Source organism: Tabrizicola sp. YIM 78059 (assembly GCF_004959785.1).
Taxonomy (GTDB): Bacteria; Pseudomonadota; Alphaproteobacteria; order Rhodobacterales; family Rhodobacteraceae; genus Tabrizicola; species Tabrizicola caldifontis.
The window spans coordinates 215,841-228,611 of the sequence record NZ_SJZH01000004.1; the positions used below are offsets into that span (position 1 = coordinate 215,841).

The window sequence follows — 12,771 nt, forward strand, 5'->3', positions numbered from 1 at the left end:
CGGCACGGTCATGGCGCTACCCGTTCGGCTTGGGGACAACCCGCGCGCCAGACCTGACGCGGCACGCCCGGGCGGGCGAGTGCGGACAGAAGGTCTGGGGCGGGGAACAAGAGGAAATCGGCAGGCTCGCCCACGGCCAGCGGCTGAGGTGCAAGGCCCAGGGCGCGGGCGGGGGCCTCGGTGATCGCGCCCAGCCATTCGGCAGGGTCGAGATGCGCGGCCAACGCCGCCAGACGCAAGGACTCCAACGGGTCATGAACGCCCATCGGATAGAACGGGTCGCGCACGTTGTCGGTACCCAGGAGGACCGGCACCCCGGCGGCGCGCAACTCCTGCGCCGGGGCAAGGCCGCGCAGGCGGGGGCTGCGGCCGGGGGTCATGTCCTGGAGGTAAAGGTTCGTGGTCGGCATCACTGTTAGCGCCACGCCCGAGGCCGCCAGCGCGTCGATGGCGCGGTCGGCGTCGGACCGGATCGAGAGCGAGCAGGCATGGCCGCAAAGCACCCGGTCCCCCATGCCGCGCCGCGTCGCCTCGGCCGTGATCAGATCCAGCGCGGCGGCTTCGACCTCCAACCCTTCATCGACGTGGAAATCAAGCCACAGATCGTGCCTTTCGGCCAGGTCGAAGACGAAGGGAATGCCGTCCTCCAGCCCCGGATGACGGTAGATGAAGGCCCCCAGCACCTGCCCGTCGCGCGCAACCCTTTCGGCGATCTTCGGCCCGTGGCCGGGGTCGCCCAGCAGGTCGATCGGCGAAAGCGAGGCCCGCACCAGCATCATCCGGTCGGCCCATTCCTCGGCGACCTCGGCGGCGACCTCCCACGCCAGCGGAACGGCGGGTTCGGTCCAGTCAATATGGGTGCGAACCGCGCGGCAGCCGGCGGCCCACGCCTCGGCCATCCCGTCCTCGATCCGCGTCAGCAGATCAAGCGGCGTCCAGCGCGCCTTGTCCGCCGCCATTGCCTCGATCGCGCCGAAAAGGCCGGGCCGGTCAGCCCGGGCGCGGTGGATGGTAAAGGCCTTGTCGAGGTGGACATGCGGTTCCACCGGCAGCGGGATCGCGGTCTGCGTTGCCGGGCCGGGCATGGGCTCGATCGCGGCGATGCGGCCATCCTCAAGCACGAGGCGCACGGTCGCGCCGTTCAGGTTGACCGCATCAAGGATCATGGCGCGTCAAGGTCCGGGCTTCGGGAAAGATGATCCAGCTGCATCCGGTCCACCTCTTGCAGCAGCGTCACGATCTGCCGGGCGGCGTGGTCGATGACCTGTCGGCCCTTCTCTGCCGTCGCAAGGCTTGCGTTGCCGCAGGCTCCGGCCGGGTGCATGTCCTGCGCGGCCCAGGCAAGCTTGCCCGCGGGCGTCAGGCCCAGGTGCCGCGTGCCGAGGTCGGCAACCAGCGGGCGGAAGTCGCGGGCGTGGTCCATGCGCACGAGATCGGGGTGCAGCGCACGCATGACCGAGGTCTCGATATCGCCGGCATGGATGCCGAAGCGTTCCTCTTCCGGCGTGAACAGACCCGGCGGCATGCCCATGGCAAACCAGTTGGCGGCGACGACCAGCATCCCGTGGCGCAGCCGCAGGTCGCGGGCGACGATGTCCATGGGGGCGATCTGGCCGCCATGGGAATTCAGGATCACCAGCTTGCGCACACCCGCGCGCGCCACCGAGTCGCCGATCTCGGACCACATGGCGATCAGCGTAGCGGCGGAAAAGGTCAGCGTGCCGGGAAAGGCGGAATGTTCGTCTGACTTTCCTACCGGAAGTGTCGGCAGGATCAGCGCGGGCAGATCGTCAGGCAGCAGCGGGATCGTCGCGGCAATGATGCCGTCAAGGATCGCCTGATCCACTCCAAAGGGCAGATGTGGCCCGTGCTGTTCGATGGCCCCCACCGGCAGGACGGCGATCAGCCTGTCGCGCGGCAGGGCGGCAAAATCGCGGGCCGTGAAGTCGGCCCATAGACGGTGTTGCATCGGTCCTCTCCCCCGGTCACGGGAAGGTTGGCGCGACAGGCGGCGAAGTCAAACGCTTTGGCGCGACAGGGGGATCAGTTCGATGGCCTTGCCGCCTTTCCGCGCGACAGGACGGGCCACGCACCGAATTTCCACCGTGACGCTCAGGATTGGACAGGTCGCTCAGACGGCTTCGCCCGGGCGCCGGTCAGGGCAACAAAGGCATCGTATTGCGACTTGAAGACCTTTCCCGTCAGGTGCTGAAGGAAATCGGTGGTCTGCAACCGGTCCATCACCGGGCCCTTGACCTCGGACAGGTGCAGGCGGATGCCGCGGGCCTGCAATTCGCGTTGCAGTTCCTCCAGCGTTTCCAGCGCCGAATAGTCGATCGAGTTCACGGCCGAACACATCAGGACCACATCGGTCAGCTGCGGGTCCCCGGAAATGCGGTCGAGGATCATGCCTTCAAGAAAACGGGCGTTGGCGAAATACAGGCTTTCGTCGATGCGCAGGGTCAGCAGCGTCGGGCAGGTTTCGACCCTATGGCGATGGATATTGCGGAAATGTTCGGTACCGGGGACGAGGCCCACTTCAGCCACGTGCGGTTTAGCCGTGTTCAGCAGGTGCAGAAGGATCGACAGCGCCACCCCGACCGAGACGCCGGTTTCCACCCCCAGCGCCAGGGTGACAAGAATGGTCGCCGCCACGGCGGCGAAGTCGCGTCGCGAATAGGCCCAGGTGTGGCGCAGGATCTTCAGGTCCACCAGGCTCAGGACCGCGACGATGATCGTGGCAGCCAGCGTGGCCTGCGGCAGGAAGTAGAGCAGCGGCGTCAGCGCCAGCGCAGCCAGTGCGAGGCCGACCGCGGTGAAAGCCCCTGCGGCAGGCGTCTCGGCCCCGGCATCGGCATTGACGACCGACCGGGCGAAGCCCCCGGTCACCGGCAGGCCCCCGGTGAATGAGGCCCCGATGTTGGCGGCCCCCAGTCCCAGAAGTTCCTGATCCGGGTCGATCCGCTGGCGGCGGCGCGAGGCCAGCGTCTGCGCGACCGAGACGCTTTCGACAAAGCCGATGATCGAGATCAGCGCCGCCGGGATCAGCAGGACCGAGACCAGCGATGGCGAGAGGTCGGGAACCGTGAAGGGTGGCAGTCCTTGCGGCACCTCTCCCACGACCTTGACGCCCCGGTCGGCAAGGCCCAGCCCCCAGACCAGTGCGGTGGTCGCTGCTACGGCGAAGACCGGGCCGGCCTTGGTCAGGATGTCCGCAACCCTGGTCGGCGTGCCCAGCGCCAGCAGTGCCGGCTTCATACCCTTGCGCACCCAGAACAGGAAGGCCGTGGCACCTGCCCCGATCGCCAGCGTGACCGGGTTCGTCTCACCGGCGTGCAGCCACAGCGCGTGCAGGATTTCGGGCAGGGTGTCGCCTGACCCGGACACACCCAGAATGTGCCGCACCTGCCCAGCCGCGATCAGCACACCGGCGGCGGTGATGAAGCCCGCGATTACCGGATGGCTCAGGAAATTGGCCAGGAACCCCAGCTTCAGCATACCCATCGCGAACAGCATCAGACCGGACAGCAGTGCCAGCGTCAGCGCAGCCGCGGCATAGCCCGCCGTGCCGGCCTCTGCCACCTGGCCCACGGCGGCGGCGGTCATCAGCGAGACCACGGCCACCGGCCCCACCGCCAGCACCCGGCTGGAGCCGAACAGGGCGTAAAGGATGATCGGCAGGATCGAGGCATAGATCCCCGCCTCGGGCGGCAGGCCGGCCAGCAGCGCATAGGCCAGCGACTGTGGCACCAGCATGATGGTGACGATCAGCGCCGCCATAAGGTCGGCGCCAAGCGTCGCGCGGGAATAGCTGCGGCCCCAGTCGAGGATGGGAAGCCGTCTGGCAAACGGGGACATGGATCAGGCTTTCGGTTGGGTCGGGGGGCGCATTTCCCTGCCTTGCGGCCGGTCTTCTGTGGCGAAGAGCAACCGCAAGGACGCGATGAGCAGTGGGCTTACAGCGCGTTGATCGGCACCTTGAGGAAGCGCTTTCCGCTTTCGTCAGGCGGCGGCAGGTCGCCGCCACGCATGTTCACCTGCAAGGACGGGATGATCAGTTTCGGCATGGCCAGCGTCTTGTCGCGTTCGGTGCGGAACCTGATGAACTCTTCCCGCGTCTTGCCACCGCCGACATGGATGTTGTGGGCCTTTTCCTCGGCCACAGTGGTTTCCCACCGGATGTCGCGGCCGTTCGGGCCGTAGTCATGGCACATGAAAAGCCGCGTCTCGTCGGGCAGCGCCAGCACCTTCTGGATGCTGTCGTAAAGCGTTCCGGCATCGCCGCCGGGGAAGTCGGCGCGGGCCGAGCCGCCGTCAGGCATGAACAGCGTGTCCCCCACGAAGGCCGCGTCGCCCATGATGTGGGTCATGCAGGCCGGCGTGTGGCCTGGCGTGTGCATGGCGTAGCAAATCATCGTGCCGACCTGATAGGTGTCGCCATCATCGAACAGACGGTCGAACTGCGACCCGTCACGCTGGAACTCGGTCCCTTCGTTGAAGATCTTGCCGAAGGTGTCCTGTACCACGGTGATGTTGCGGCCGATGCCGATCTTTCCGCCCAGATGCTTCTGGATGTAGGGCGCGGCCGAGAGGTGGTCGGCATGGACATGGGTCTCGATCAGCCATTCGACCTTCAGACCCTTCTCCTTCACATAGGCGATGATCTCGTCGGCATGGTCATAGGTGATGCGCCCGGCGGCATAGTCGATGTCCATCACGGAATCGACGATGGCGCAGGCGTTGGACCCCGGATCCTTCACCACATAGCTGATGGTGTTCGTAGCAGGGTCGAAGAAGCCCTTCACCTCGGGCTTTACGGTCAGATCGACCTTGACGGTCATGTCGTCCTCCATTCGGTCAGGCCGGCTTGCGGGCCAGAATGCGGCGGGCTTCGATCGCCCGCGCCAACAGAAGGCCGCCGATCAGGGCAGCTACGAAAAGGAACACCTCGATCCGGCCGGTGCCGAGCGCGGGCAAGGCACCACCCGGGCAGAAGCCCGACATGCCCCAGCCCACGCCGAATGCAGCCGAGCCGAGAACGAGGCGACGGTCGATCACCCGGGTCTGCGGCAGGTCGAAGCGGTCGGCCATGACAGGAGCCGGGCGGCCAAGAACCAGCCGGTATCCGGGGATCGCCACAGCCAGCGCACCCCCCATGACGAAGGCAAGGCTGGGATCCCAGGTTCCGGCAAGGTCGAAGAAGTTCAGCACCTTGGCCGGGTTCATCATGCCCGAAAGCGCAATCCCCGTTCCGAAGATCACACCGATTAGCAGGGCGGACAGCAGGCGCATCTCAACCTCCGATCACATGGCGTATGACGAAGACCGTGGCAAAGGCCGTCGCCATGAAGGTCAGTGTCGCCACGATCGACCGACGCGAGAAGCGGGCGTTGCCGCAGACCCCATGGCCCGACGTGCAGCCGCCCCCGTAGCTGACACCCACACCGACAATCAGCCCGCTCAGCACGACGGCAAGGGTCGAAACCGGAAGATCCACGGCCGGCACCTGCCCCGTCAGCCCCAGCATCACCAGCGGCCCGGCTGCCATGCCCGCCAGCAGGGCGGCCCGCAGGGACCAGTCCGCCAGGTCGCCCCACCGCATGATACCGCCCAGTATGCCGGTGGCCCCCATGATGCGGCCATGCAGCGCCATCAGCAGCACTGTGGCCAGACCGATCAGTACGCCGCCGGCAAGCGACGCCAAAGGTGTGAACTCTGTTTCCATGAACTCCTCAGGTCTTGCAGGTCTTGATTCCGATCACGCCATAAAGCGGGCAGTTCCCCAGCGCCGACGTCGCCAGCATCACCACCCCGACCACCGTGGCCACCCAGACCACCCAGCCCGAGAACCAGCCGAAAACGAAGGCCCCAAGAAGCGCGAGAATGCCCACGATGGCGCGCAGGCCGCGGTCGATCGTTCCCATGTTCTTCGTCATGTCGCTCTCCTTTCGAGAATCACCCATCCCGACACCATGCCACAGCCGGATGGCCGCGCATGGTGATTACGTCACAGACCGCGCATGCCGGTCCAGAGCTTCGCGGTTCAGAACCCGGATCAGCCCGCGGGATTGTTCCACCCAGCCCCGGCGCTGGAAGTCGCCCAGCGTGCGCGAGACGACCTCGCGCGCCGTTCCCAGTTCAACCGACAGCGCCTGGTGCGTCGCCCGAACCTCGTCCCCCCGGGCCAGGCTCAGCAGCCGCGCCGCCAGCCGCACATCGACGCGCTGGAACACGATGTCGTGGATCAGCGCGAACAGATCGGCGATCCGGCGCGAATAGGCACGGAAGATGAAGCTTCGGAACCTGTCCGAACGTCCTGCCAGATCTTCAAAGACCCTGCGAGGGATCACGACCGCCTCGACCTCCGTCTCGGTGATGCCTTCGGCCGAATAGTCCTCGTTCGCCAGCATGCAGGCGGTCGTCAGCACGCAGCTTTCCCCGGCATGAACGCGATACAGGAACACCTCGCGGCCGGATTCGGACCGCTGCTGCACCCGGACCGTTCCGCCCAACAGCAACAGCAGGTTGTCGGCATGCTGGCCCGCCTCGAATACCCTGGCCCCGGCCGGCAGCGACACCACATTGCTGCCCGAGACCAGCGCATCGGCGATCTCGGCGGGAAGGGCCCTCAGGCCATCAAAACGGTCGATCCAGGTCATGCATTCATCCGAGGCAGAGGCTGCCCCGATCGGCCCCGTCGCGCCAGTGATGACGCGCCAACGCAAACCGAGGCGACGAATCGGTCCCCCAGGTCAGGACCGAGGGTCAGACGAACGATGCAGCGGGAGGCCGAGGGTCATTGGTGGAGCAGAGGGGGATCGAACCCCTGACCTTATCATTGCGAACGATACGCTCTCCCAACTGAGCTACTGCCCCAATGACCTCGCGCGGCTCAATCGCGCATCGTGCGGTCGTTGTCAAGCGGCCCGCGCGGGTGCCTAGCTGCCGATGTGCTGGCGCACGAAGGCAACGATATCGGCCGCCGGACGCGCACCCGCAAGCCGCGCCACCTCGCGCCCGTCGCGATACAGGATCAGTGCTGGAATCCCGCGGATTCCCGCCCTGGCCGAGATTTCGGGGTGGTCCTCGGTGTTCAGCTTCATCAGCCGCACCTTGGGCGCCAGCGCCTGCGCCGCCTTGGCGAATTCCGGCGCCATCATCCGGCAGGGCCCGCACCAGGGTGCCCAGTAATCCACCAGAACCGGCAGACCATCGCCGCGCGTCACCTTGTCATGGGTCGCAGCGTCCAGTTCTGCAACCTTTCCATCGACAAGCCCCGCCCCGCATACGCCGCATTTCGGCCCTTCAGCCAACCGGGACACGGGCACCCGGTTCGCCTGCCCACAGGAAGGACAGGTCAGTTTCACCGCATCAACTACAGCCATTGCGCACCTCATACATCTATTGCTTTGAAGATGTGTATTCGACTTGCGCGATGCAAGACCTTGCTTCGGTCAAAGGAAATCCTCTTCCTCGCCCGTCACATCGACCCCGAGGGCATCAAGTCCCGCCTCCAGGTTTTCGGCCAGGTGGGGCATGCCCATCAGGTAATCGGCTGTGGGTGTCGTGGCCTCTGCGGCGGCGGTGGCCACGGCCTCTTCGAAATCTTCCGGCTCGAAGGCGCCACGTCCGATCCAGGCCACGGCGGTCAACTGGGCCTTTTCGTCGTCATTCAGCGCATCGATGAAGGCGTGCAGTTCCGCATCGCCGACCGAGCCCTCGCGGGCAAGGTAGATCACATGCACCACCTTCTGCGGGCTGATCTCAAGCATGTCCGGCCTCCCCCTGGCGTATCCCCTTTGATGGTCGCCGATGCCTGCATCCTGTGCAAGCAGAGATCAGCCCAGCGCCCAGACAGTCGCACCGTGCAGCACCGCCCCGGCAAGGGTTGCGATCACAACCGAACGTGTCGCGCCCCAGGCGGCCAGCACGACCAGCGTTCCGACGACGAAAGGCAGCGGCCATCCCTTCCCTGCGGAAAGTTCCGGCAGGACCGCAGCCACGAACAGGGTCGCTATGGCGGCCGGGCCGGTCGCCGACAGAAACCGCTCCAGCAGCCCACCGGGTGTCAGGCGGTCCGTCCGGGCAAGTGTAGGCAACACACGGAAAGCCCAGTTGGCGGCTCCGGCCAGCAGGGCTACGGCCAGAAGGTCGGTGTTCATCGCCGCACCACCCCCGCCGCGGCCCCGGCGAGCATCCCGAGCAGGATGCCGGAGGTAGAGCTGAGCGCCAGGGTTCCGGCCACCGTCGCGGCGCCCGCAATCACGATCACCGGCACCTGCCTGCGGCTGAGGATCGACAGAAGAAGCGCCAGGAACAGGGCAGGCAGCATGAACCCCAACCCCGCGCTGACGGCTGGCCAGCCATCCAGCGCCCCGCCCCCGGCCAGTGCGCCAACCGCGGTTCCCGCCAGCCAGCTGGCATAAGCGCCGATCCCCAGCCCGAACATGTAGCCTTCCGAAAAGGACTGCCCCCGCGCCAACGCACCCAGGGCCTGACCGAAAACCTCGTCGGTCAGCCCGAAGGCCCAGGCCCAGGCGCGGCGGGTCGTGGCCCCCCGTCCCGCTGCCTTCATCAGCGCCGGGCCATACAGGACATGCCGCAGGTTCATTGCGATCAGCGTGAAGGCAGAAACCAGCACCGGCGCGCCCGAGGTCAGCAGGGCCAAGGCCAGGAACTGCGAGGCGCCGGCATAGATGATCGCCGACAGAGCAAAGGCCTCGAGCCCGGTGAATCCTGCCCGTGTCGCCGCCACCCCGAAGGAAAACGCTATGGGGAAATAGCCCAGAACGATAGGCAGGCTGGCGATCAGTCCATCAGCAAGGGGGGGGCGCGTCCCGGTCATCGGCGGCAATCGCTAGCCTGCGGCTGATCCGGGGTCAATGCCGTGCAACACCCGGGAAAGCACGACTTGCGTGCCGACGTGCCATCGGGCCATGCCACGGGGAACTGCATCAGCAAGGATATCTGCCATGCGCATGCTTGCCCTTGCCGTCATCCTGGCGCTTTCGACGGTGCCGCCTGCAAATGCCGACGAAATTCCGGGCAGCCAGTTTTCGGCCGGGAGCTGGAATGGCTCGGGCCATACCGATGATCGGGGTGCATTTTCCTACTGCTGGGTTGCAGTCGAATTTACCAGAGGAGAGACCCTCTGGATGGGGCTTTACGCCGATGACACGCTTGCCGTCCTGCTGAGCCATCCCGATGTGCGCTTCGCGCCCGGTCAAACCTTCGACAGTTGGCTGATGCCTGAAACGGGCCTGCCGACGCGCGGGCTGTCGGAAGCCTGGGATGGCAGCTTTGCCGGAATGACCCCGCAGGGGATCGACGCATCGATCGACTTCCTGACCCAGGGCCAGTGGCTGCGTCTGCTGGGGACCCCGGCACCGAAGCCTGCACCTTGAAGGCGAGGCGCGCGGCCGGACCTGCCCTTAAGGCAGGCCCGCACCCCGCGGCGGCAGCCGTGTGCCTATTCGGCAGCCTCGGCGTAGGCTTCGACCGGCGGGCAGATGCAGACGAGATGGCGATCGCCATACACGTTGTCCACCCGGCCCACCGGAGGCCAGTACTTGTCCACCCGGAAGGACCCCGGGGGGAAGCAGCCGGTCTCGCGGCTGTATTTCCGGTCCCACTCGCCCACCAGGGCCGCAACTGTGTGCGGGGCATGGCGCAGTGGCGAGTCCTCGGCCGCGATCTCGCCGCGTTCCACCGCCCGGATCTCCTCGCGGATCGACAGAAGCGCGGTGACGAAGCGGTCGATCTCGGCCTTGGTCTCGGATTCGGTCGGTTCCACCATCAGCGTGCCGGCCACCGGCCAGGACATGGTGGGCGCATGAAAGCCGTTGTCGATCAGCCGTTTGGCGATGTCATCCACGGTTACGCCCACCTCGGCGAATGGGCGGGTGTCAAGGATGCACTCATGCGCCACCCTGCCCTTGTTGCCCATGAACAGGATCGGATAGTGCCCCGCCAGTCGTGCCGCGATGTAGTTGGCGTTCAGGATCGCGACCCGCGTCGCCTGGGTCAGGCCCGGTCCGCCCATCATCAGGCAATAGGCCCAGCTGATCAGCAGGATGCTTGCCGAACCGTAGGGCGCCGCGCTAACCGCCCCATCTCCACCCGTTTCGGGGTGCCCCGGCAGATGCGGCGCAAGATGTGCCTTCACGCCGATCGGCCCCATGCCCGGCCCCCCGCCGCCATGCGGGATGGCAAAGGTCTTGTGCAGGTTCAGGTGGCTGACATCGCCGCCGATCTCGCCAGGTTTCACCAAACCCACGAGCGCGTTCATGTTCGCCCCGTCGATATAGACCTGCCCGCCATGATCATGGGTGATCCGGCAGATCTCGCGCACGGTTTCCTCGAACACCCCGTGGGTCGAGGGGTAGGTGATCATGCAGGCCGCCAGCCTGTCGCCCGCCGCCTCGGCCTTGGCGCGGAAATCGTCCACGTCCACGTCGCCGTTTGGGGCGGACTTGACCACGACGACCTCCATTCCTGCCATCTGCGCGCTGGCCGGGTTGGTTCCATGTGCGCTGGTCGGGATCAGACAGACCTTGCGCTGATGGTCGCCGCGGGCCCGATGATAGTTCAGGATGGTCAATAGCCCCGCATATTCCCCCTGCGCGCCCGAGTTCGGCTGCATCGAGAAGGCGTCATAGCCGGTGATCTCGCACAGCTTGGCCGACAGGTCGGCGATGGCCTCGTGATAGCCCGCCGCCTGATCGCGCGGGACGAAGGGGTGCAGGGACGAGAACTCCGGCCAGGTGATCGGCATCATCTCGGCTGCGGCGTTCAGCTTCATCGTGCAGGAGCCGAGCGGGATCATCGCCCGGTCGAGCGCGAGGTCGCGGTCCGACAGGCGGCGCATGTAGCGCATCATTTCCGACTCGGCCCGGTTCATGTGGAAAACCGGATGGGTCAGATAATCAGAGGTGCGCAGCATCTCTTCGGGGAAGCCAAGGGTGGCGCGGTGGGGCGGCACCCCATCAATCCCGAACGCGCGCAGAACCTTGATCAGCACGCGCTCGTCAGTGGTCTCGTCGAGGCTGATTCCGATTCGGTCGAGGCCGATCTTGCGGAAGTTCAGCCCCTCGGCCCGCGCGGCTGCAAGGATGCCGGCCTGACCCACGCCGACCTCGACGGTGATCGTGTCGAAGAAGGCCTTCGGCGCGACCTTCGCTCCCGCAGCCTTCAGCGCGCGCGCCAGCCGCTGGGTCAGGAAGTGCACCCGCTCGGCGATGGCGCGCAGGCCCTTCGGCCCGTGGAACACCGCATACATGCTGGCCATCACCGCCAGCAGCGCCTGCGCCGTGCAGACGTTCGAGGTCGCCTTCTCGCGCCGGATGTGCTGTTCGCGCGTCTGGAGCGACAGGCGATAGGCCTTGTTGCCCTGCGCGTCGATCGAGACCCCGACGATGCGGCCCGGCATCTGCCGCTTGTAAGCGTCGCGGCAGGCCATGAAGGCCGCATGCGGCCCGCCATAGCCCATCGGCACCCCGAAGCGCTGCGCCGAGCCTACGGCGATGTCGGCCCCCATCGCACCGGGTTCCTTCAGCAGGCAGAGCGCAAGCAGGTCGGTCGCCATGATCGCGATGGCCCCGGCCGCATGCAGGCTGGCGATGCGCTGGGTAAAGTCGGTCACATGGCCATAGCTGGACGGATACTGGAAGATCGCGCCGAAGACCTGCGATGGGTCGAGCTTGCGCACGTCGTCCTCGATGATCTCGATGCCCAGCGGCAGGGCTCGGGTGCGGATCACGGCGATGGTCTGGGGATGGCAGAAGCGATCGACAAAGAAAGCCTGCGCCTTCGACTTTGCCACCCGCTGGGCCATGGTCATCGCCTCGGCCGCTGCTGTCGCCTCGTCCAATAGCGAGGCATTGGCGACGTCCAGACCGGTGAGGTCGCAGACCATGGTCTGGAAGTTCAGAAGCGCCTCGAGCCTTCCTTGCGCGATTTCCGGCTGATAGGGCGTATAGGCGGTATACCAGGCCGGGTTTTCCAGGATGTTGCGCTGGATCGCGGGCGGCGTGACCGTGCCGTAATAACCCTGCCCAATCAGGCTGGTCATCACCCGGTTCTTCGCGGCGACCTCCTTCATCTTCGCCAGAAGCTCGTGCTCGGCCAGCGGCGCCCAGGACAGGGGCTGCGCCTGCCGGATCGAGGGCGGCACGGTCTGGTCGATCAGCTCGTCCAGAGTTCGCACGCCGACCGCCGCCAGCATCTCCTCCATCTCCGAGGGCGAGGGGCCGATGTGCCGGCGGTTGGCGAAATCATAGGGGTTGTAGTCGGTCGGCGTGAAGGTCATGGCGCATACCTTTGGCAAGGGGCGGGCAAATTCCTGCAAAGGAATCTGCAATTCTCTTCGAAGAAACTTGCCCGGAGTTTTCGAAAACTCCGGGCCGGGGCGATCAGCCGATCAGATCCTGATATTCGTCCTCGTCCATGAAGTCGTCGAGCACGCTCAGGTCATCGACCTTCATCTTGAAGAACCACCCCTCGCCAAGCGGATCCTCGTTTACCAGGGCCGGATTATCCACCAGCTTCTGGTTCACGGCGACGATCTCGCCATCCACCGGCGCCAGGATGTCGCTGGCTGCCTTCACGCTTTCGATCACGCAGACCTCGTCACCCTCGGCCACCTGGGTCTCGGGTTCGGGCAGTTCCACGAAGACCACATCGCCCAGTTGCGTTGCGGCATGTTCGGTGATGCCAACGACCACCAGGTCCCCCTCGACGCGCAGCCATTCATGATCCTTGGTGTATTTCATC

Annotated in this window: 15 protein-coding genes and 1 tRNA gene; 1 reads left to right on the plus strand and 15 read right to left on the minus strand. The window is 66.0% G+C overall.

Annotated features, from left to right (window positions below; translation table 11 throughout):
* Nucleotides 1–8 precede the first annotated feature (8 nt).
* From EZM81_RS07745 to EZM81_RS07805, 13 genes are all read right to left on the minus strand, one after another.
* Entirely contained in the window at nt 9–1,166 is a 1,158-nt protein-coding gene (locus EZM81_RS07745; RefSeq protein ID WP_136645339.1) for an amidohydrolase family protein, read from the minus strand.
* On the minus strand, nt 1,163–1,969 hold the full coding sequence (locus EZM81_RS07750; RefSeq protein ID WP_136645340.1) for a creatininase family protein: 807 nt from the start codon (nt 1,967–1,969) through the stop codon (nt 1,163–1,165). The genes EZM81_RS07745 and EZM81_RS07750 overlap by 4 nt, the downstream gene beginning before the upstream one ends.
* 143 nt (nt 1,970–2,112) lie before the next feature.
* The gene (locus EZM81_RS07755; protein WP_136645341.1) at nt 2,113–3,858 is read right to left on the minus strand and encodes a SulP family inorganic anion transporter; all 1,746 of its coding nucleotides are present in this window, start codon (nt 3,856–3,858) and stop codon (nt 2,113–2,115) included.
* Nucleotides 3,859–3,956: 98 nt separating this feature from the next.
* The gene (locus EZM81_RS07760) at nt 3,957–4,841 is read right to left on the minus strand and encodes an MBL fold metallo-hydrolase (protein ID WP_136645342.1); all 885 of its coding nucleotides are present in this window, start codon (nt 4,839–4,841) and stop codon (nt 3,957–3,959) included.
* Between the two features lie 16 nt (nt 4,842–4,857).
* Nucleotides 4,858–5,292 carry a DUF6691 family protein gene (locus EZM81_RS07765; protein ID WP_136645343.1) on the minus strand — a complete coding sequence of 145 codons (435 nt, stop codon included), beginning with the start codon at nt 5,290–5,292 and terminating at the stop codon, nt 4,858–4,860.
* Nucleotide 5,293: 1 nt separating this feature from the next.
* On the minus strand, nt 5,294–5,725 hold the full coding sequence (locus tag EZM81_RS07770) for a YeeE/YedE family protein (protein WP_135449789.1): 432 nt from the start codon (nt 5,723–5,725) through the stop codon (nt 5,294–5,296).
* A 7-nt stretch (nt 5,726–5,732) separates the two neighbouring features.
* Entirely contained in the window at nt 5,733–5,936 is a 204-nt protein-coding gene (locus tag EZM81_RS07775) for a DUF2892 domain-containing protein (protein WP_135449788.1), read from the minus strand.
* Between the two features lie 66 nt (nt 5,937–6,002).
* Entirely contained in the window at nt 6,003–6,659 is a 657-nt protein-coding gene (locus EZM81_RS07780; protein ID WP_136645344.1) for a Crp/Fnr family transcriptional regulator, read from the minus strand.
* 141 nt (nt 6,660–6,800) lie between these two features.
* Nucleotides 6,801–6,876, minus strand: a tRNA-Ala gene (locus tag EZM81_RS07785).
* Between the two features lie 62 nt (nt 6,877–6,938).
* Nucleotides 6,939–7,385, minus strand: a complete 447-nt coding sequence (trxC, locus tag EZM81_RS07790; protein WP_135449786.1) for a thioredoxin TrxC — start codon at nt 7,383–7,385, stop codon at nt 6,939–6,941.
* Between the two features lie 69 nt (nt 7,386–7,454).
* Nucleotides 7,455–7,772: a DUF3775 domain-containing protein gene (locus EZM81_RS07795; RefSeq protein ID WP_135449785.1), complete on the minus strand. Its 318-nt coding sequence runs from the start codon at nt 7,770–7,772 to the stop codon at nt 7,455–7,457.
* Nucleotides 7,773–7,838: 66 nt separating this feature from the next.
* Entirely contained in the window at nt 7,839–8,162 is a 324-nt protein-coding gene (locus EZM81_RS07800; RefSeq protein ID WP_136645345.1) for an AzlD domain-containing protein, read from the minus strand.
* Complete coding sequence (locus EZM81_RS07805) at nt 8,159–8,845, minus strand: AzlC family ABC transporter permease (RefSeq protein WP_136645346.1); 687 nt, start codon at nt 8,843–8,845, stop codon at nt 8,159–8,161. Before EZM81_RS07805 ends, EZM81_RS07800 begins: the two co-directional genes overlap by 4 nt.
* 127 nt (nt 8,846–8,972) lie before the next feature.
* Here EZM81_RS07805 and EZM81_RS07810 point away from each other — a divergent pair, with 127 nt between their 5' ends.
* Nucleotides 8,973–9,404 carry a hypothetical protein gene (locus tag EZM81_RS07810; RefSeq protein ID WP_136645347.1) on the plus strand — a complete coding sequence of 144 codons (432 nt, stop codon included), beginning with the start codon at nt 8,973–8,975 and terminating at the stop codon, nt 9,402–9,404.
* A 65-nt stretch (nt 9,405–9,469) separates the two neighbouring features.
* Here EZM81_RS07810 and gcvP read toward each other — a convergent pair whose 3' ends face one another.
* On the minus strand, nt 9,470–12,307 hold the full coding sequence (gene gcvP / locus EZM81_RS07815; protein ID WP_136645348.1) for an aminomethyl-transferring glycine dehydrogenase: 2,838 nt from the start codon (nt 12,305–12,307) through the stop codon (nt 9,470–9,472).
* A gap of 103 nt (nt 12,308–12,410) precedes the next feature.
* Nucleotides 12,411–12,770 carry a glycine cleavage system protein GcvH gene (gcvH, locus tag EZM81_RS07820; protein ID WP_135449780.1) on the minus strand — a complete coding sequence of 120 codons (360 nt, stop codon included), beginning with the start codon at nt 12,768–12,770 and terminating at the stop codon, nt 12,411–12,413.
* Nucleotide 12,771 lies beyond the last annotated feature (1 nt).